This is a genomic window from Enterobacter sp. UCD-UG_FMILLET (genome assembly GCF_000762975.1).
GTDB classification, from domain to species: Bacteria; Pseudomonadota; Gammaproteobacteria; order Enterobacterales; family Enterobacteriaceae; genus Enterobacter; species Enterobacter dykesii.
On sequence record NZ_JRJC01000006.1, the window covers coordinates 95,226 to 115,063 of the forward strand.

At 57.4% G+C, this 19,838-nt stretch carries 17 protein-coding genes and 1 tRNA gene; 10 read left to right on the forward strand and 8 right to left on the reverse strand.

Features of this window, described 5'->3' with window-relative positions; genetic code table 11:
- Positions 1-7: 7 nt before the first annotated feature.
- Entirely contained in the window at positions 8-2,446 is a 2,439-nt protein-coding gene (gene pgaA / locus LA04_RS00900; protein ID WP_047650153.1) for a poly-beta-1,6 N-acetyl-D-glucosamine export porin PgaA, read from the reverse strand.
- A 672-nt stretch (positions 2,447-3,118) separates the two neighbouring features.
- Here pgaA and LA04_RS00905 point away from each other — a divergent pair.
- Positions 3,119-3,700 (forward strand): helix-turn-helix transcriptional regulator, encoded by a 582-nt coding sequence (locus tag LA04_RS00905; RefSeq protein WP_052119507.1) that lies wholly within the window; start codon positions 3,119-3,121, stop codon positions 3,698-3,700.
- Here LA04_RS00905 and LA04_RS00910 read toward each other — a convergent pair.
- Together LA04_RS00910 and LA04_RS00915 are read right to left on the reverse strand one after the other, a co-directional pair.
- Positions 3,701-3,776, reverse strand: a tRNA-Phe gene (locus tag LA04_RS00910).
- A 95-nt stretch (positions 3,777-3,871) separates the two neighbouring features.
- Positions 3,872-4,585 carry a DUF554 domain-containing protein gene (locus tag LA04_RS00915; protein WP_047650155.1) on the reverse strand — a complete coding sequence of 238 codons (714 nt, stop codon included), beginning with the start codon at positions 4,583-4,585 and terminating at the stop codon, positions 3,872-3,874.
- A 181-nt stretch (positions 4,586-4,766) separates the two neighbouring features.
- On the opposite strand from LA04_RS00915, the gene LA04_RS00920 reads away from it, so the two are divergent.
- The gene (locus LA04_RS00920; protein WP_047650156.1) at positions 4,767-6,902 is read left to right on the forward strand and encodes an ornithine decarboxylase; all 2,136 of its coding nucleotides are present in this window, start codon (positions 4,767-4,769) and stop codon (positions 6,900-6,902) included.
- Positions 6,903-6,956: 54 nt separating this feature from the next.
- Here LA04_RS00920 and LA04_RS00925 read toward each other — a convergent pair whose 3' ends face one another.
- Both LA04_RS00925 and LA04_RS00930 read right to left on the reverse strand, forming a co-directional pair.
- A complete protein-coding gene (locus tag LA04_RS00925; protein WP_047650157.1) occupies positions 6,957-7,649 on the reverse strand; it encodes a response regulator in 693 nt (230 codons plus the stop codon).
- On the reverse strand, positions 7,639-9,264 hold the full coding sequence (locus tag LA04_RS00930) for an ATP-binding protein (protein WP_047650159.1): 1,626 nt from the start codon (positions 9,262-9,264) through the stop codon (positions 7,639-7,641). Before LA04_RS00930 ends, LA04_RS00925 begins: the two co-directional genes overlap by 11 nt.
- Positions 9,265-9,609: 345 nt before the next feature.
- Between LA04_RS00930 and LA04_RS00935 the strand changes: the two genes are divergently transcribed.
- The 8 genes from LA04_RS00935 to citG are packed head-to-tail and all read left to right on the forward strand — an operon-like array spanning position 9,610 to position 16,924.
- A complete protein-coding gene (locus tag LA04_RS00935; RefSeq protein WP_047650160.1) occupies positions 9,610-10,971 on the forward strand; it encodes a 2-hydroxycarboxylate transporter family protein in 1,362 nt (453 codons plus the stop codon).
- Positions 10,972-10,988: 17 nt separating this feature from the next.
- Positions 10,989-11,852: a fumarylacetoacetate hydrolase family protein gene (locus tag LA04_RS00940; protein WP_021242089.1), complete on the forward strand. Its 864-nt coding sequence runs from the start codon at positions 10,989-10,991 to the stop codon at positions 11,850-11,852.
- A gap of 10 nt (positions 11,853-11,862) precedes the next feature.
- Positions 11,863-12,885 (forward strand): [citrate (pro-3S)-lyase] ligase, encoded by a 1,023-nt coding sequence (gene citC / locus LA04_RS00945; protein WP_047650161.1) that lies wholly within the window; start codon positions 11,863-11,865, stop codon positions 12,883-12,885.
- 16 nt (positions 12,886-12,901) lie between these two features.
- Positions 12,902-13,195: a citrate lyase acyl carrier protein gene (gene citD, locus LA04_RS00950; RefSeq protein ID WP_047650162.1), complete on the forward strand. Its 294-nt coding sequence runs from the start codon at positions 12,902-12,904 to the stop codon at positions 13,193-13,195.
- Entirely contained in the window at positions 13,192-14,067 is an 876-nt protein-coding gene (gene citE, locus LA04_RS00955) for a citrate (pro-3S)-lyase subunit beta (RefSeq protein ID WP_023306921.1), read from the forward strand. Before citD ends, citE begins: the two co-directional genes overlap by 4 nt.
- 10 nt (positions 14,068-14,077) lie before the next feature.
- Complete coding sequence (gene citF, locus LA04_RS00960) at positions 14,078-15,595, forward strand: citrate lyase subunit alpha (protein WP_047650163.1); 1,518 nt, start codon at positions 14,078-14,080, stop codon at positions 15,593-15,595.
- Between the two features lie 2 nt (positions 15,596-15,597).
- Positions 15,598-16,137, forward strand: coding sequence for a citrate lyase holo-[acyl-carrier protein] synthase (gene citX, locus LA04_RS00965; protein WP_047650164.1), 540 nt, complete (start codon positions 15,598-15,600; stop codon positions 16,135-16,137).
- Entirely contained in the window at positions 16,115-16,924 is an 810-nt protein-coding gene (gene citG / locus LA04_RS00970) for a triphosphoribosyl-dephospho-CoA synthase CitG (RefSeq protein WP_047650165.1), read from the forward strand. The genes citX and citG overlap by 23 nt, the downstream gene beginning before the upstream one ends.
- Before the next feature lie 18 nt (positions 16,925-16,942).
- Here the strand turns inward: citG and LA04_RS00975 are convergent, their stop codons facing one another.
- The 3 genes from LA04_RS00975 to LA04_RS00985 form a co-directional block, all read right to left on the reverse strand.
- Positions 16,943-18,199 (reverse strand): nucleoside permease, encoded by a 1,257-nt coding sequence (locus LA04_RS00975; protein WP_047650166.1) that lies wholly within the window; start codon positions 18,197-18,199, stop codon positions 16,943-16,945.
- Between the two features lie 224 nt (positions 18,200-18,423).
- Complete coding sequence (gene mltC, locus LA04_RS00980; protein WP_033146615.1) at positions 18,424-19,500, reverse strand: membrane-bound lytic murein transglycosylase MltC; 1,077 nt, start codon at positions 19,498-19,500, stop codon at positions 18,424-18,426.
- Between the two features lie 56 nt (positions 19,501-19,556).
- Complete coding sequence (locus LA04_RS00985; protein WP_023309138.1) at positions 19,557-19,829, reverse strand: oxidative damage protection protein; 273 nt, start codon at positions 19,827-19,829, stop codon at positions 19,557-19,559.
- Between the last annotated feature and the right edge of the window lie 9 nt (positions 19,830-19,838).

A 19,838-nucleotide genomic window follows, 5' to 3' on the forward strand; every position in this document is an offset into this window, starting at 1 on the left:
TTCATCCTTAAAAGCGTAAAGTCGCGTCAAACGTGACGGAGAGGTTGCTCTCGCGTTTGCCGTCATAAGGGCGCTTGTCCCAGTTCAACATCACGCCGGTATCAATAACGTTGTTCCACTGGACGCGCTGTCCGTAACCCAGCAGGGCGATGGCGCCAGCGGACTGATTTTTCTGCCAGTAGCTGCCGCCTCCCGCCACAAACTGCTGGCTCCAGAGGGTGTCGTAATGGCGGACCATCTCATGGTCAACGGCCAGGGCGGCCGTCACGGACAGATCCCGCGCCGGGTTGTAATAGAGCGTGTCGCGCAGGCTGTTTTTACTGGCGGCGATCCCCGGCTCGAGATCCAGCGTCAGGGACGGGGTCTGCCAGAGACGCTCCTTGCCCGTGAGGGTGTATTCCTGGCGACGGTTATGGTCGGAGAAGCGGCTGAGGGCGGCGCTGAACTGGTACTCACGCCGCTCGTTTTGATACCAGCGCACCCCACCTTCACTCCGGTTGGCGCTAATTCCGTTACGTAACGCTCGCAGGGGCGTGGTGCGCGACAGGCGTTCCAGGCTGCCGCTGACCTGCCAGCTATCGGTCACAAAATAGGTTGTTGAGAGTCGAGCACCCGGCTTGTTTTCACCGTGATAGCGGTTGCTGGAGAGCTCGGCTTCAAGCTGAAGATCGCGTGGTCGCCATTCGACGCCGCCCAACAGGTGACGGCTGGTGCCTTTGCCTTCATCGAAATTACCCTCTGCATAGCGGGTGCCGGCAAACAGCCGCCATTTGTCTGCCAGAGGCGGGCCATAGAGCGTGGCGTCCCAGTTGAGGTCGTGCGTCCCGCTGACGGGGTTATCGGAGTGCAAACCCTTGCTCGCGTTGAGGCGCAGCTCGGACATATGGTGGACGGTGCGGAGCCTGTCGAGACGCCATGCGCTGCGGTCGGCTGGCGCGCGGGCAAGCACGTCGTCGGCTAGTAAATCCATTTGCCGCCACTCCTGCAGATCCATGGCGACGTAAGCCTGCTGCTGCTCAAGCTCCAGATTCGAGGGCTCCAGCGCCTCCGCCTTTTTCAGCTTTTGCTCGGCCGCGCGCGGCAGGCCCCGCGCCTGAAGCAGGGTGGCGTAGTCAATCTGTAACCCCTGATTGCCCGGCGCCGTTGTCGCCAGATGGTGCGCCAGCTTTTCGGCTTGCGGCAGGGCATTCGTCGCCAGCAAATAGTTAAAGCGGAGCGACTGTCCGGTAAGCCACCGATCGTTCGGCTGAGGGGTAGGGGAGCCGAAATCGTAGCGGGTCCAGGGGACATTGTGGGTCTGGCGCTCAGCATATCGGCGGGCGGATTGATAATCTCCCGTATCCAGCCAGGCGTAGAAAAGCGCGTGCTCCTCGTCCTGCGGGTCGGAAGCGTATTGTGGGTAGCGTTGCAGAAGCGCGAAGGCGGCGGCCGCGTTTTTCTCCTGCAGATATGCGGAGATGACCCAGCCGATTGCCCAGCCCGGCACCGGATGCTGGGCTGCCGTAAGATCCTGATATTCGCTAATCACCTGTGGGTAATCAGCATGGGCGTACAGCGCGCCAAGCCTGTCGATACGCGCAAGGACGACGTCTTCCGCCGCCTGCGGCTCGTTCTGCCAGCGGGAAAGCAGGGCGTCGTAACGATTCAGCGCAGATTGCGCAAGCTGCAGGCGTTCCTTTTCTGTTCTGCCGGGCACATCGGCAAGGCGAACACGTTCGGCGGCGGCATTACGTTCAAGACGGCGACGCTCCGCGGGGGACAGCGTAACGCTTTGTGAAAGCTGGAGCGCGGGGGTGTTCACCCGGCTATCCGTTAGCGCGTCGATCAGCTCGCTGAGGAGCGCTTTATTCTCAGGTGCGATATTCAGCGCGCGCGCGTCTGCCAGAAGCCGATCCCAGCTTTTTCCCTGGCGTAACCAGACATACGAGAGCGTCTCAAGATGTGCCTGAGAGGAATTTTCCGCTACCAGCCGTTGGGCTTCCTGCAGGGCAAGCGTGTCCATGCGGGCATCGGCGAGAGTTTTGATGTAGCCGATACGATAATCGTCGTTATCCGGCGCAAGGCTACGTGCCTCTTTCCAGCGCGCCAGGGCCGGCTGCCACGCTTTTTTATTACGCCAGGATTGCGCGACGGCAGCAACGGCACGGGCGGGCAGCGGCATATAAATACCGTAACGCTGCCAGACCTGAATAACCTCGTCATCATGACCTGCCCAGGACGCAACCTGTAACCAGTCCGCAACGTGTTCTGGCGTGAGGGCATGCTGCTGCTGATAACGATGAAGATAATCGAGAAACGGTGAGTAATTACCGTTTCTCGCCTGTTGAATCTGTTGCTCATAAACGGATTCAGTAGCCTGAGCCAGAACAGGAAAGAGGAATAACAGAAACAATAATGTTGGGGTGCGATAAAAGAATAACGTATTGAAGCGAAGCGATCTTTCCATATCTATTTGCCATTTGTTTATCATGAATCCATTGCATAACACGGCCGCCTTTAAACTCAGCGTTAAAGGCCATAAATGAGAACATTAAATCTGAATGCAGTAACGTTATGGGGTACTTACCTAAAGGTAATTATGGTTCCTTATCTCAGTGGACTGGGTGAAAGCTAATGTACACCTGATATGTTGCCGGATAAATATGTTGAAATGGGGGCGTGTTGTTTTGAGATAATTCTGTATCGAGTGGTTTTTGGCGGTTTTATTGAAATGATTGGTTATTTGTAAGTGATTGATGAATGGGTGTTTTATTTATATTGTGACAGCTTTGTATATATTTTTAATGTGGTTTGCCCGCCTCAATTAAAGTACTTTCTGGTGCATGTTTGGGAAGTTTCATGACAAAAACTCTTAATGTTTAGGGAAGTGACTTTTCTGCGATTGTTTTTTATTTATAATTAATGGCAGCCATTGAATGATAGTCTACAGGAAGTCTTACTCATCAATGTCTGTATTGAGGGATGTCCAAAGCCAGAATACATTTATCGTTAATATAACAGCGCTATAAAACGAAGGCGGCCTTCTTTGCGAGGGATCGTTCTTGCTTTAATCTAAAAGGGATGGTTAGTGGCAACTTCAATAGTGTTAGTGACTCAGGATCGCTACCTTGTCAGGGGGATGCGGATATTTTTTCCGGATATTATCCTGCTCGACTCGATTGACAGAAACATATTTGATAACGGTGCAGATGAATATTCTGTATTGATTGATAGTCGTTCTCCGCTCCGTTTATATGATTACCTGATACGCCATCCGGCCAGAACGAAAAAAACAATCTGCTGCGTTATGCTCGATATGCGACACCGCGAGGAGAATCTGCTCAGTATGAAGCTGTTTATGAACACGTCGCTGACCGCGCCGGATATGGCGTCGTTATTTAACCTGGTGCTCAATATGAAGGGCAGGCGCCTGACCACGAAGTGGCTGCTTAACTTACGGCTTAGCACGCACGAAGCGATCATGCTGCGGTTGCTGAGGGCAGGGATGTCGATGGAAGCCATTGCCGATGAGCTAAATACGTCGGTCAAAAGCCTCTATCGCAAACGAACGGCGCTCTCGGAACGCCTGGGGGCTGAAAACTTCAACGAGGCGTGTTTGTTTATCTTTAAAAACAAACTGCTGGACGCAGGTGGGAACGATCCCTGGGGCGGGGTGAAACCAAAAGCAAAAACCCGCCACGAGGGCGGGTTCTTTAAATAGTGGTGCCCGGACTCGGAATCGAACCAAGGACACGGGGATTTTCAATCCCCTGCTCTACCGACTGAGCTATCCGGGCAACGGGGCGCATTAAACCCGATCTGCCCCGTGGCGTCAACGAAAAATGTTGTTTTCGTTACAGACTGCGCAATCTCTCACCATTTCGCCGCATCCTTAAGCGAAAAAGTGCGTCCAGAGCGCGGAGAGCGGCATGGCGAGCAGCAGTGCGGGCAGCATGTTCACCACGGCAAACATCTTGATCCCACAGATGCGCAGCCCGGTAGCCAGCAGCAGCAGGCCGCCGACGGCGGTAAAGTCTGCCATCATCGCCGGCGTGGTGAGCGGGAGAATCAACGTGGCGCAGGTGGCGAGCGCGAGTTGAATAAGCAGCATCGGGACGCAAATCGCCGCCACGGCGACGCCAAGGGTAGTGGCGAAAATGGTGGCGGTGAAGAAATCAAGGAACGCTTTCGCAATCAATATGCTCGGGTCGCCGGTCATCCCTTCCTGCATTGAACCGAAAATCCCGGTGCCGCTGGCGCAAAACAGAATGATGATGGCGACATAGTTTTGAATAAACGACTCGTGCGTGCCGTGTTTCGCCTTGCCCGGTCGGGCAATCAGGTTTTTGGCTCTGCTCACCGCGCTGTTAATGCCTTTTTCCAGATAGCAGAACTCGCCAATCAGCGCGCCGAGCAGGGTGGCCAGCACCATCACCGGCAGGTTGGCGCATTTGATGACTAAAAGAATACCGATCCCTAACGATGCCAGGCCGAATATTGAGGGCATGGAGGTGCGAATACGCTCCGGCAACCGCTGGCTCAGCACGGCGCCGAGTACGCCGCCCAGCAATACGGCGCCTGCGTTAATAAATGGCCCGATAACCAAAGTTAACTCCTGTTATTTAATCATTGATATTGCATTATTATGGCACGACAGGGCTGCGCGGGCCTTAGCTTTGGTTGATTTCGTGCATACTGATTCCTTCTTGCACCTCAAAATAAAAGGTGACATTATTGCGCGAATTTTCTCCTCCCTGTCTCACCGCCCGGTGAGGGTAACTGCGCCTATGAAAACCATGAAAATTGCCGTCAGCCGCGAGCTGCTCTCCACTGTGTCTACGCACCGCGAAAAGGTGACGCTGGACAGCACTGATTTTACCGATGTGGCGGCCGTCGTCATCACAACAGCTGAAAGCCGCAGCGGCATTCTTGCACTGCTGAAACGCACGGGCTTTCAGCTACCGGTGTTTATTTTCTCGCAGGAGCCAACGGACGTACCCGACGGCGCCACCGCGGTCATCTCGGGTAAAGCTCAGGAGTTTCTGGAACTGGAGAGCGCTGCCAGCCGTTACGAAGAGAATCTGCTGCCGCCTTTTTTCGACACCCTGAGCCAGTATGTGGAGATGGGCAACAGCACTTTCGCCTGTCCGGGCCACCAGCACGGGGCATTTTTCAAAAAACATCCGGCTGGGCGACAGTTCTATGATTTCTTCGGTGAGAACGTGTTTCGCGCCGATATGTGCAACGCCGACGTGAAGCTGGGCGATCTGCTGATCCACGAAGGGTCCGCCAAGCATGCGCAAAAGTTCGCGGCAAAAGTGTTCAACGCGGACAAAACCTACTTCGTGCTGAACGGCACCTCAGCGGCCAACAAGGTGGTGACCAACGCGCTGCTGACCCGCGGCGACCTGGTGCTGTTCGACCGCAATAACCATAAGTCTAACCACCACGGGGCGCTGATCCAGGCGGGCGCCACGCCGGTTTATCTTGAGGCCGCGCGTAACCCGTTTGGCTTTATTGGCGGAATTGACGACCACTGCTTTGACGATGCCTATCTGCGGGATCTTATCCGCGAGGCGGCGCCTGAAAAGGCCGACGAGGCGCGCCCGTTCCGCCTGGCGATCATTCAGCTTGGCACCTACGACGGGACGATCTACAACGCCCGCCAGGTGATCGACAAGATCGGTCATCTCTGCGACTACATCCTCTTTGACTCCGCATGGGTGGGCTACGAGCAGTTTATTCCGATGATGGCGGAAACGTCCCCGCTGTTGCTGGAGCTGAACGAGAACGATCCGGGGATTTTCGTGACCCAGTCGGTGCACAAACAGCAGGCCGGGTTCTCGCAAACGTCGCAGATCCATAAAAAGGATAACCACATTCGCGGTCAGGCGCGCTTCTGTCCGCACAAGCGGCTGAACAACGCGTTTATGCTGCATGCCTCCACCAGCCCGTTTTATCCGCTGTTCGCAGCGCTGGACGTGAATGCCAAGATCCACGAAGGTGAAAGCGGACGCAGGCTGTGGGCGGAGTGCGTCGAGCTGGGGATTGAAGCGCGTAAGGCGATCGTTGCGAATTGCCATATGATCAAACCGTTTATCCCGCCGGTGGTGGCGGGGCGGCCGTGGCAGGATCATCCGACGCACGCCATCGCCCGCGAGCTGCGCTTCTTCAGCTTTGAACCGGGGGCCAAATGGCACGGCTTTGAGGGCTATGCCCGCGAGCAGTACTTTGTCGACCCGTGCAAGCTCCTGCTGACCACGCCGGGCATTGATGCCGAAACCGGGGAGTACACGGATTTCGGGATCCCGGCGACGATTCTGGCGCACTACCTGCGCGAAAACGGCATCGTACCGGAGAAATGCGACCTCAATTCGATCCTGTTCCTGCTGACGCCTGCCGAAAGCAGCGAGAAGCTGGCGCAGCTGGTGGTGATGCTGGGCCAGTTCGAACAGCATATTGAAGACGATACGCCGCTGGCGGACGTGCTGCCGACGATCTTTCAGAAATACCCGGTGCGCTACCGGGATTACACCCTCCGCCAGCTGTGCCAGGAGATGCACGATCTCTACGTCAGCTTTGACGTGAAGGATCTGCAGAAGGCGATGTTCCGCAAGGAGAGCCTGCCGGAGGTGGTGATGAACCCGCAGGATGCAAACCGGGCCTATATTCGCGGTGACGTGGAGCTGGTTCGCATACGGGATGCCGGAGGGCGCATTGCTGCCGAAGGGGCGCTGCCCTATCCGCCGGGCGTGCTGTGCGTGGTGCCGGGTGAGGTCTGGGGCGGGGCGGTACAGCGTTACTTCCTGGCGCTGGAGGAGGGTGTCAACCTGCTGCCGGGCTTCTCGCCGGAGCTGCAGGGAGTTTACAGCGAGAAGGATGCCGACGGGATTAAGCGGCTGTATGGGTATGTTTTAAGATAGTGCGGGCTGTTTCCCTCACCCTAACCCTCTCCCACAGGGAGAGGGAACGTTTCATCAAACCGCACTACGCTTGTACATCCTCCTCGGATGCCCAATCTTGCCGTACAGCATCTCCACCGTCAGAAAACCCGCCTCCACGCAGTGCTCCAGATAGCGCCGGGTGGTGGTTTTGCTTAATCCCGTCTCGCTCACAACCTCATCCACGGTAAAGCAGTGCGTTGCCTTGTCGTTGAACAGCGTCTGCACTCGCGCCAGCGTATTTTCCTCAATGCCTTTGCTGCCGTTGTCCAGGCGGTAGTTTTTCGCCTGGAGCTGATACAGAGAATCCACGTTTTGCTGGTCGACAATCTTCCAGACCCGCTGCTGTTCGGCAAACTGCACAAACCGCTCCAGCGACTGGCTGAGCCGCTTCCAGGAGACGGGTTTAAGGATGTAGTCGAACGCGCCGTTGCGAATCGCCTGGCTGCAGGTGTCCATATCGCTGGCGGCAGTAATAAAAATCACCGAGCAGTTGGCGCGGGCCAGCATGGGGTTATTGATAAGCGAGATCCCTTTGCCGTCCGGCAGGTAGTTGTCCAGCAGCATCAGCTGCGGCTGTTTGTTTGCAAGCTCTGCCTGGGCCGCAGCCAGCGACGAGGCAATGCCCACCAGCCTCAGACGCGGATGTTTGCCTATCAGCTCCGCGTGCAGTTGCGCCAGCTCGTTCTCATCTTCAACAATCAGTACGTCGATAAGTTCATGTTGCATAGTCGGTGTCTTCCAGTTGCCGGGCGGTTCCCGTGGCCGGGATAAACAAGGAGAAAATGGCGCCGCGCGGGGTATTATCGGCAACTTCTATCGCGCCGCCAGCCTGTGTGACGTAGCTTTCGATCAGATACAGACCAATCCCATGATCGCCGCGCGTTTTGGTGGTGATGCCGCGTTCAAAGATCCGCTCACGGATCTCGGGCTTGATGCCAACGCCCTGGTCGGCGACTTCAATAATCAGCTCCTGATCGCTAAGTTTAATCAGCACTTCTACCGGCGCATGGGGAAGCGGCGACCGCTGTGTCGCTTCGATGGCGTTATCCAGCAGGTTGCCAATAATTGAAATCAGCTCCTGCTCCCCAAGGGGCTGGAACGGTCTGTCCAGCCGACAGGCCGGGTCGAAATACAGTTCGACGCCTTTCTCCCGCGCGCGGGCAGCTTTCCCCAGCAGCAGGCCGCACAGGGTCGGGGAGCTGAAGCGCGAAGAGATAAAGTCCAGCAGCTCCTGGGCGTGTTCAGACTGCGCCTGAATGTAGCCAATGGCTTCCTCATAGCGGCCCATGTGCAGCAGGCCGGAGAGGGTGGTCATCCTGTTTAACTGCTCGTGGCGCATGATGCGCAGGTTATCGACATAGCGTTTTACCTGGCTGAGCTGGGCGCTCAGCGAGTCGATCTCGTTGCGATCGCGGAAGGTGATCACCCAGCCCTGTAGCGAACCCTCAAGCATGATGTGCACCCGGCTGGCAATCACCGTGAGATCGTTAAAACGGCAAATCTCGTCATGGGTATCTTTCGCCAGCATCGTCTGCGTGTCGAAGAACGGGACCGGATCGATCACCTGGCTTATCAGTTGTCCGCGCAGTTCACGGGCGGGCTGGCTCAGGCCCAGCAGCTTGCGCGCCGCCTGGTTGATCACTTCAATCCGCCGCCGATCGTCAATGGCAATCACCCCTTCATAAATAGACTCCATCATCGCCTTCTGCTGGCGCACCAGCAGGCCGATCTCGCGCGGCTCAAGGGAGAAGATCTGCTTCTTGATGCTGCGGGTAAAGAACCAGGAGAAGATAAAGAGAGCGATAAGCAGCAGCACGGCGGCAATCAGGATATTGACCACTTTACTGACGGTAATGGTGTCCAGGTAGCTGGTGAGATAGCCAACCGAAACAATGCCGACCACCTGTCCGGCAGCGTTGAAGATGGGGGCTTTACTGCGCAGCGAAATGCCCAGCCCGCCTTTGCGGATGGTGGTAATGCTTTTACCCTGCAATACGGCTTCATTGTCTCCGCCAACCAGGGTTGTGCCCACTCTGTCGGCAAAGACGGAGTGAAAAAGATGCTGGCCCTTATTATCGCCAATCACAATAAAGCTGGCGTCACTGTGCGCAGAAATTTTCTGCATAAAATCATGGATGGCGTTGATATTCTTTTGTTCAACTTCATGACGCAATGTCGGAATAAGCGCAATCTCTTCAGCCTGTATTTTGGCTCGCGTACTCATTTCCTGATAAAGCTGTTTCCCAACATCGGCATAATAATATCCGCCCAGCAGCGCGAAAAGCACTGAGAAAAAGGCAACCAGCGAAATAAACAGCTTAATCTGGAAGGAGAGTTTCATAACTATCACGCGAGGTAGCAGCAAAGATCGCCAATATATCATCTTTTTTTGCGCTGACGCCCGCTTTGCCGAAAACTTGTGATCCCTTGCACAGCGGGCGCTGTAAAAGAGTTATCCTGAAGGCTAACGTGCTTCGGGCTGCACGAACAAATGTTATTTGTTTGTTCAATTCGGAAAAGAAACCATAAAAACCACGGCAATAAATAAGGTATCAATCACATTAAATAAAAGAAACCATTAAAACCATAGCTGCCATTAAAACTTCGCTTTTAATATGCCATTCCTCACATAAAGTAAGCCTTTGTGACTCTAAGCTGAACGCACAAAATAACCAAGGGGCTTATTATGAGCACAACTGACGATTCTTTCTCTGTTACCCACGACCCGATTGAAATTCAGCGACCTTCGCTCAAAGAGCGCTGGTGGCATATTATGGATACCTGGAAAATTGGGATTATTCCTCTGCCGCTGTTCGTTCTGGCGGGCGCGCTGATTGCGATTGATTGTCTGGGCGGAAAACTGCCGAGCGATATCGTGGTGATGGTGGCAACGCTGGCCTTCTTCGGCTTTGCCTGCGGCGAGTTTGGCAAACGCCTGCCGATTGTCGGCAAGCTCGGCGCGGCGGCGATTTGCGCCACCTTTATCCCTTCCGCGCTGGTCTACTATGGCCTGCTGCCGGACGTGGTGGTCGAGTCCACCACCAAGTTCTACAAATCCACCAACATCCTCTACCTCTACATCTGCTGCATTATCGTTGGCAGCATCATGAGCATGAACCGCACGGTGCTGATTCAGGGCTTCCTGCGCATCTTCTTCCCGATGCTGTGCGGCGAAATCGTCGGCATGCTGGTAGGGATGGGCGTCGGCCTGGCGCTGGGTCTTGAGCCGTTCCAGATTTTCTTCTTTATCATTCTGCCAATTATGGCGGGCGGCGTCGGGGAAGGGGCGATCCCGCTTTCCATCGGCTATGCCACCCTGCTGCACATGGACCAGGGCGTAGCGCTCGGCCGCGTGCTGCCAATGGTGATGCTCGGCGGTCTGACGGCAATCATCATCTCCGGCTGCCTGAACCAGCTCGGTAAACGCTTCCCGCACCTGACCGGTGAAGGCCAGCTGATGCCTAACCGCGCGAATGCCGATGCTACGGTCTCTCAGCCTGCGTTTTCCGGCAAAGCGGACGTCACCACTATCGCCTCCGGCGCGCTGCTGGCGGTGCTGCTCTACATGCTGGGCATGCTCGGCCACAAGCTGATTGGCCTGCCTGCACCAGTTGGCATGCTGTTTATGGCGGTCCTGGTGAAGCTCTGCAACGGCGCCTCTCCGCGCCTGCTGGAAGGCTCTCAGGTGGTGTACAAATTCTTCCAGACCTCCGTGACCTACCCCATTCTCTTCGCCGTCGGCGTGGCCATCACCCCGTGGCATGAACTGGTGGCGGCGTTCACCGTCAGCAACCTGCTGGTGATTGTCAGCACCGTTTCCGCACTGGTGGCAACCGGCTTCTTCGTCGGCAAAAAGATTGGTATGCATCCGATTGATGTCGCCATCGTCTCCTGCTGCCAGAGCGGCCAGGGCGGTACCGGCGACGTGGCGATCCTGACCGCAGGCAACCGCATGAGCCTGATGCCGTTCGCCCAGATTGCTACCCGTATCGGCGGAGCGATTAACGTCTCTGTCTCACTGCTGATTCTGGGCAACTTCCTCGTTTAAGTTTTCAGGAAAGAACAATGAAACTCGCAAGCTTTTTATACCAGGGAAAACGCAGCTACGGCATCGTCCAGGCCGACGGCGTGATTGATTTAGGCCGCCGTCTCGGCGACCGCTACAGCGACCTTAAGGCGCTGCTGCAGGGCAACGGGCTGGCGCAGGCCACCCGCTACCTGAACGATGCCGTGGACGTGCCGATGAGCGCCATCACCTTCTTACCGGTGATCGAGCAGCCGGAAAAGATCCTCTGCGTGGGCATGAACTATGCCGACAAGCGCAAGGAGTTTGACCAGCACAATCCGGCCCCGACGCTGTTTGTTCGCTTCCCGGATTCACAGACCGGCCACAACGAGCCGGTGCTGAAGCCGCGCCACTCCAGCGAATTCGACTATGAAGGCGAGCTGGCGGTGATCATCGGCAAAGGCGGGGAGAACATCAGCCGCGACGACGCCCTGCGCCACGTGGCGGGCTACAGCTGCTACATGGACGGCTCCGCCCGCGACTGGCAGCACACCTGGTTTACCGCCGGTAAAAACTGGCGCAAAACCGGCGCGTTTGGGCCGTGGATGGCCACGGCGGATGAGATCCCGGATCCGCACCAGCTTGCGATCCGCACCTGGCTGAACGGCCGCATGGTGCAGGAAGACAACACCAGCAGCATGATCCACAAGGTTGCGGAGCTTATCGAGTACATCAGCACCTTCACCCGCCTCAGCCCGGGCGATGTGATCATCACCGGCTCCCCTGGCGGCGTGGGTAAAAAGCGCAATCCACCGCTGTTTATGAAAGAGGGGGATCGCATTGAGGTGGAGATCGAGCATATCGGTCATCTCAGCAACGTGATCGTGGAAGCGCCAGCCGTCGGGCTTGCGGCAGCACACTGAGTAAGGCGGCATGAACAGTCAACCCATCGATTTTCGCCACACCGTCGTGGCGAAACACCCGGAACGCTTAAGCCAGATCCGTTACCTGCTGGCAGACAGCGGCCTTGGCCTGGACAACGACATCACGCTGTTTGTCGAAGCCTGGTCCGGCTCGCAGCTGGTGGGTTGCGCAGGGCTTGCTGCCAACGTCATCAAGTGCGTGGCGGTCAACGAGCAGCTTCGCGGCGAGAACCTCAGCGCGCGGCTGCTTGCTGAGGTGGAAAATGCGGCGCTGGAGTGCGGCCATTTTCACCTCTTCCTCTGCACCCGTCCGTGCAACCGGGAGCGCTTTGCCCGCAGCGGATTCTGGCCGATTGCCCAGAGCGGGAACAACGCGGTGCTGATGGAGAACACCCCGCAGGGGATCGAACGCTACTGCCGTTCCCTGCGCGCGAAGCGTAAGTGCGGGGAGAACGTTGGCGCGATAGTGATGAATGCCAATCCGTTCACCCTCGGCCACCGCCATCTGGTGGAGCAGGCGGCGCAGCGGTGCGACGCCCTGCACCTGTTCGTGGTGCGCGAAGACGCCTCGTTCTTCCCGTTCAGCGCGCGCCTCGAGATGGTGCGCGCGGGCGTGGCGCATCTGCCGAACGTCGTGGTGCATGAGGGCTCTCAGTACATCATCTCCCGCGCCACCTTCCCGGCCTACTTCCTGAAGGAGACCGGCAAAGTGCAGCAGGCGTGGAGCGAAATCGACGTGCTGATCTTCCGGGACTTTATCGCCCCGGCGCTCGGCATCACGCACCGCTTCATCGGCTCGGAGCCGTTCTGCGATATCACCCGCCAGTACAACCAGACGCTGCACGACCTGCTGGCCTCGCATATTGAGGTGGTGGAAATGCCGCGCATCAAGGCCACCGGTAACGCCATATCAGCGTCGGAAGTGCGCCGCTTACTGAAGACACAGCAGTTTTCCCGGATCCGGGAGATTGTCCCGGACTCCACCTTCGCGCATCTCGAAACGCATTACCGTGCGAGTGCGGAAGTCGCTTAACTACCAGGAATTTATCATGAAAATTGTAAGGGAGGCGCTGGCCGGAACGCAGGAGTCCAGCGACCTGATGGTGAAAATCGCTCCCGCTCACGGCGAGCTGGAGATAGTCATCCACAGTGAAGTGATTAAGCAGTTTGGCGAGCAAATTCGCCAGGTGGTCAACGACACGTTGCGCGCCATGAACGTGCACCAGGGATTAATCATTATTGAAGACAAAGGGGCGCTGGACTGTGTGATCCGCGCCCGCCTGCAAAGCGCGCTGATGCGTGCCGCCGATGAAAAGGCCATCAACTGGGGGGCGCTGAAATGAGCAAACTCCGCCGCAGTATGCTGTTCCTGCCGGGTGCCAACGCCGCCATGCTCTCCACCGCCTTTATCTACCGTCCTGACTCCATCATGTTTGATCTTGAGGACGCCGTTGCCCTGCGCGAGAAGGATACCGCGCGCATGCTGGTGTTCCACGCCCTGCAGCACCCGATGTATCAGGATATTGAAACCGTGGTGCGCATTAACCCGCTCAGCACGCCGTTTGGCCTGCTGGATCTGGAGGCCGCCGTGCGGGCCGGCGTGGACGTGATCCGCCTGCCGAAAACCGACACGCCGGACGATATCTACGAGCTGGAAGGCCACCTCGAACGCATTGAGCAGGAGTGCGGCCGCGAGGTCGGCTCCACCCGCGTGATGGCGGCGATTGAATCGGCCATTGGCGTCATCAACGCCGTGGCGATTGCCCGCAGCTCTCCGCGCCTCATCGGGATTGCGCTGGCCGCCTTTGACTACGTGATGGACATGCAGACCGAGCGCGGCGACGGCACCGAGCTGTTCTACGCCCGCTGCGCCGTGCTGCACGCCGCCCGCGCGGCGGGTATCGACGCCTTCGACGTAGTGTGGTCAGACGTTAACGACGAGGCCGGGTTCCTGCGCGAGGTCGATCTGATCCGCAAGATGGGCTTTAACGGCAAATCGCTGATTAACCCGCGCCAGATTGACCTGCTGCACAACGCCTACGCCCCGACTCAGGAAGAGGTGGATCACGCCAAAAGGGTGATTGAGGCTGCAGAAGAGGGCGAGCGTAACGGCCTGGGCGTGGTGTCGCTTAACGGCAAAATGGTGGATGCACCGATTATTAACCATGCGCAGGTGGTGCTGGAGCGCGCGGCGGCCTCCGGCGTGCGTCGGTAAGGATAAAATAATGAATCAGACTGAACTTCTTCACGTGAATTTTCCCCATCTGCGGGACTTAAAACCCTTTGATACCGCCCACAGCGCTACACCGTGGCTGGCGGACAGCGACGCGAAGCACAGCCGCAAGCTCTGCGCCTCTGTTGAAGAGGCGGTTAAGCGCTGCGGCCTGCAGGACGGGATGACCATCTCCTTCCACCATGCGTTTCGCGAAGGCGACCGGGTGATCAACACCGTTGTGGCGCTGCTGGCGCGCATGGGCTTCAAAAACCTGACGCTGGCCTCCAGCTCGCTGATGACCTGCAACGACGCGCTGATCGAGCATATTGAAAGCGGCGTCATCACCCGGATTTACACCTCGGGCATGCGCGGCAGGCTGGCGGATGCCATCTCCCACGGCCTGATGGACGAGCCGGTGCAAATTCACTCCCACGGCGGGCGAGTGAAGCTGCTCCAGGACGGCGAGCTGAATATCGACGTGGCGTTTCTCGGCGTGCCGTGCAGCGATGAGTTTGGCAATGCCAACGGGACGCACGGTAAATCGTGCTGCGGGTCCCTGGGCTACGCGATGGTGGACGCCCACTTTGCCCGTAAGGTAGTGCTGCTGACTGAAGAACTGGTGCCGTTTCCGAATATGCCCGCCAGCCTGGTGCAGGACCAGGTGGACTACATCGTGCAGGTTGAAAGCGTGGGCGACCCGGCGAAAATCAGCGTCGGCGCGGCGCGCGTCACCAGCAACCCGCGCGAGCTGATGATCGCCCGCTATGCGGCGGACGTGATTGAACACTCCGGCTACTTCAAACCGGGCTTCTCGATGCAGACCGGCTCCGGCGCGGCGGCGACCGCCTGCACGCGCTTTATGGAAGAGAAGATGGAGCGCAGCGGCGTGAAGGCGCGCTTTGCGCTCGGCGGCATCACCGGTAGCCTGGTGGATCTGCACGAGAAGGGGCTCATCGAAAAGCTGCTCGATACCCAGTGCTTTGATGGCCAGGCGGCGGCTTCTCTGGCGCGCAACCCGAACCACGTGGAGATCTCCACCAACGTCTACGCCAACCCCGGCAGCAAGGCGGCAAGCTGCGACCAGCTCGACGTGGTGATCCTCAGCGCGCTGGAAATCGACGTCGATTTCAACGTCAACGTTATCACCGGCTCCGACGGCGTGATGCGCGGCGCGTCCGGCGGACACTGCGACGTGGCCGCCGCGGCAAACCTGACCATCGTCGTAGCGCCGCTGCTGCGCAGCCGCATTCCAACGGTCGTGAAGCATGTCACCACGCGCCTCACGCCGGGCGAAAGCATCGACGTGCTGGTCACCGACCACGGCATTGCGGTCAACCCGGCGCGCCCGGAGATCCGCGAGCGCCTGCTGGAGGCCGGGCTCAAAGTTGTGGATATCAGCGCGCTTTACGAGCGGGCGATTTCCCTGACCGGCGTACCGAAACCGATTGAATTTACCGACAAAATCGTCGGGGTGATCCGCTACCGCGACGGCAGCGTGATCGATACCGTGCGACAGGTAAAGGAGTAGTTATGACAATAGCGACACCCGTGCGGGCGGGTGTCAGCCTGGACGAACTGCTGGCGGCGAAAGATCGCCGCGCGGCGCGCCAGGCTGACTGGCTTACGCACTATCAACAACCGGTGATCTCCCTAACGCTGGTCACGCCAGGGGAAATCAAAGACAGCCTGCGCTATCGCAATACCATGGGCGTGGCGCTGCAGATGTGCGACCAGCTGCTGTGGGAAAACCGCTGGCCGGTGCTGGACCGCCAGGTGCTGTGGCTCCCTACCGGGCCAGAAGCCCTGTGGTGCGTGGCCCATCCCGCGGTGGAAATCAAAGCGCACTGCGCGGAGCTGGAGCAGACGCACCCACTCGGCAGGCTGTGGGATCTGGACGTGATCTGCCCACAGCACGGCCACGTCGGGCGTCAGTCGCTGGGGACGAATCTCAGACGCTGCCTAATCTGCGACGAACCCGCTCATGCCTGTTCCCGTTCGCGCAATCACCCCCTTGAGCAGGTGGTTTCCCGCGTGGAGAAGACGATCGATGACTGGTTTGCTCGCGACTAAACCGCGCCCGGTTGATGTGCCCGCGCTTGCCGAAGCGGCGCTGTGGCAGGAGCTTGAGCTGACGCCCAAGCCGGGGCTGGTGGACAAGCTCAATAACGGTTCCCATCGCGATATGAACCACGCGCTGTTCGTCCGCAGCATCGCGGCGATTACGCCGTGGTTTTCGCGCTTTGCTGAACTCGGTAACGCGCATGCGGATAAACCTGCCGCCGGGCAGCTTCGAATTATCCGCCCGATGGGGATGGCCTGTGAACAGGCGATGTATGCCGCGACGAACGGAGTGAACACCCACAAGGGCGGGATTTTTGCCCTGGGTTTACTGTGCTTCACCGCCGGGCGTGTGAAAAATATCTCCGCAGACAGCCTCTGCTGTGAGGTGAGTAACATCTGCAGCGGGCTGGTGTCGCGTGAGCTGGCCGCGCGCGGCGGACAGGCGACTGCGGGCGAGCGGCAGTTTCATCTGTACGGCTTAACCGGGGCGCGCGGCGAGGCTGAGAGCGGCTTTGCGACGGCGCGTAGGGCGCTGGCGCAGTGGAACGGACAGTCTCTTCACGGCCTGCTGTTACGCCTGATGGCGGTCAATCAGGACAGTAATCTCGTGTCGCGAGGCGGCATTGAAGGGCTGCGCTACGTTCAGGGCTATGCGCGGGAATTACTGGCTAACGGCTGGGATCGCGAGGCGCTGCTTAAGATGGATAAAGCATTGATTGAGCGTAATCTGAGCCCGGGCGGCAGCGCGGATTTGCTGTCGGTGGGGTGGGTGCTGTCGAAATTACCCCTCTCCTGAAAGGAGAGGGGATCGTCATTAATGTGCGACTGGCTGTGCACCATTCGGCACGCGTACATGCTTGTACTTGAACAGCGCGATGAACGCGAAGAACAGCACCAGCGAGTATGCGGCGAAGATCAGCCACACAGGCTGCCAGTTGGTAATGCCGTTGGTGGTGTACATCTCAACCACTTTACCGCTTACCACGCCGCCCAGAATACAGCCGAAGCCGTTGGTCATCATCAGGAACATACCCTGCGCGCTGGCGCGGATTTCAGGCTTCACCTCTTTTTCCACAAACACCGAACCAGAGATATTGAAGAAGTCGAAGGCGCAGCCGTAAACGATCATCGACAGCACCAGCAGCACGGTACCGAACGGGCTTGGGTCGCCGTAGGCGAACAGACCGAAGCGCAACATCCACGCCGCGATACTGATCAGCATGACATTTTTGATGCCGTAGCGGCTCAGGAAGAACGGGATGGTCAGGATGAACAGCGTCTCAGAGATCTGAGAGATGGACATCATCACCGACGCATGTTCAACGATAAAGCTGCCGGAGAACAGCGGGTTGTTATCGAAGCTGTGCAGGAAGGTGTTGCCGAACATATTAGTGATCTGCAGCTCCGCACCCAGCAGCATGGAGAAGATAAAGAAGATCGCCATGCGTTTGTTTTTAAACAGCGCGAAGGCGTCCAGGCCGAGCATGGTGCTCCAGCTCTGGTTTTTCTGCTGGTTAGAAACCGGAATGGTTGGCAGCGTCAGGGTGAAGATCGCCAGCACCACGGAGAGCGCCGCACCGATATAGAGCTGCATATGGCTCAGTTCGAAGCCCGCGAAGCTCACGCCCCACATCGCCATGATAAAGCCGATGGTGCCCCAGATACGGATTGGCGGGAAATCGGTCACGATATCCATATCCGCAGACTTCAGGCGATAGTAGGAAATGGTGTTGATCAAGCCAAGCGTTGGCATATAGGCCAGCGAGTTAAGCAGGATCACCATGAACATCGCCCCCGGCGTGGTCACCTGGGCTGCCATAAACAGCGTCCCCGCGCCCACCAGATGGCAAAGCATGTACAGCCATTTCGCACTCAACCATTTATCCGCCACGATGCCCAGCAGCGTTGGCATGAAGACAGCCGCAATACCGAGCGAGCTGTAAACGGCACCGATTGACGCACCATCGAACTTGAGCGTCACAAACATATAGGAGCCGAGTGTAGTCAGCCAGCTACCCCACAGGCAGAACTGCAGAAACGACAAAATTTTAAGCTGCAGCTTAAGGTTCATGTTACTTTCCTCACAAGTGAGCGGGAGATATGTTGTTTTGGGAACATTCAGGGTTGTTATTTGATGCAATTCTATCAGTTGGCAACAATATGTTTTGTTACCTCCCGCAAAAAAATGCAATCCACATTAATTTGCAGTTTGGATTGTGATGCAAATAACATTTTCGTATGGGTGTTCACGTTCCCTCTCCCTTTTGGGGAGAGGGTTAGGGTGAGGGGTGTTTTTTAGCGGCGACGATAGTTCTTCTGCGCCGTATTCACCTTATACAGATAGCGGCGGGATTCCGCAGACGGGTGGCGGGTGGTGAGGGTAGAGTAGACATCCCCCGGCGCCATGCTGTTGATGATGTTCGCGGCCTGCACTTTGTCATTCGAGAAGACGCGAAGCACGCTGCCCGCACCGCCGTTATAGGCGGTGATCACCGCATAGCGGCGCGACGTTGGGTTATCAATTCCGCCCAGGTACACATTGTTCAGCATCGCCAGGTAGGCCGTGCCGGTATCAATGTTGCTTTGCGGATCGAACAGATAGCTGCGGCTCGGCGTGCCGGATTTCCCCTGCGCGCGGAAGACGTCTTTCCCGGCGCTGTGCTGCACAACCTGCATCAGCCCCAGGGCGTCGGAACGGCTTACCGCGTACGGGTTGAACGAGGATTCGGTCTGCATAATCGCCAGGATCAGCGACTCATCCACGCCGTATTTGCGTGAGGCCTGACGCACCATCCCAATGTACTTATGCGCACGCTTGTCGAGGTGGTTCGGGACAAGGTTGATGGTGACGCTATAGATAATCTTCAGACCGTTAGAGCGGCTTTTCAGGCGCGTCTGCAGCAGGTAGTCGGCAAATTTCGTGGCGCGACCTTCCCAGCGGATCGGCTGACCGGTCTGATCGACGACCTGGCCGTACAGGAACGGCTCTTTCGAGATAGTGATATCGTCGGCATCGGAGTAGAGATCGATAGATCCCGGATCGTCACCCATCAGCAGGGTTTTGACGATCGCCTGACGCAGTCGCGCCGCAGGGTCGGTGCCTGCGATGGTCTCAATCGTGATCGTCCCCTCATCAAAGTTGATGTGGCTACGGGTCTGATAGGCGTCGGTGTACTTAACGTAGTCCTTTGGTCCGGCAATAAGAACTTCGTTAAATCCCCATATGTTCTCGATGTTGTGGGCAAACTGCCCCATCAAAATGTCAAAACCGTTGGTGTCCTTGATCCAGGCTTCGTTGTAATCTTCGCCTTTTTTTGACGAACACGAGACAAGCAACGGCGCAACAAGGGCTAGCGCTAAAAGTTTTTTCATCATTCCGGGAGTGCGTGTTGTGTTTGCTTTAACGGCGGGGTTTCCCCCGCACGCTGTTATTTTTCCGGTGGCGTATAGCCTTCGATGTGCACGTCTTTACCTTCGAACAGGAAGCTCACCATCTCCTGCTCCAGCAGCTTGCGGTGTTCCGGGTTCATCATGCTGAGTTTTTTCTCGTTGATCAGCATGGTCTGCTTTTTCTGCCACTGTCCCCAGGCTTCTTTGGAGATTTCATTGTAGATGCGTTTACCCAGGTCGCCCGGATAAAGCTGGAAATCCTGGCCTTCAGCGTCACGCTGCAGGAAAGTACAAAAAATCGTTCTGGCCATACTCATTCC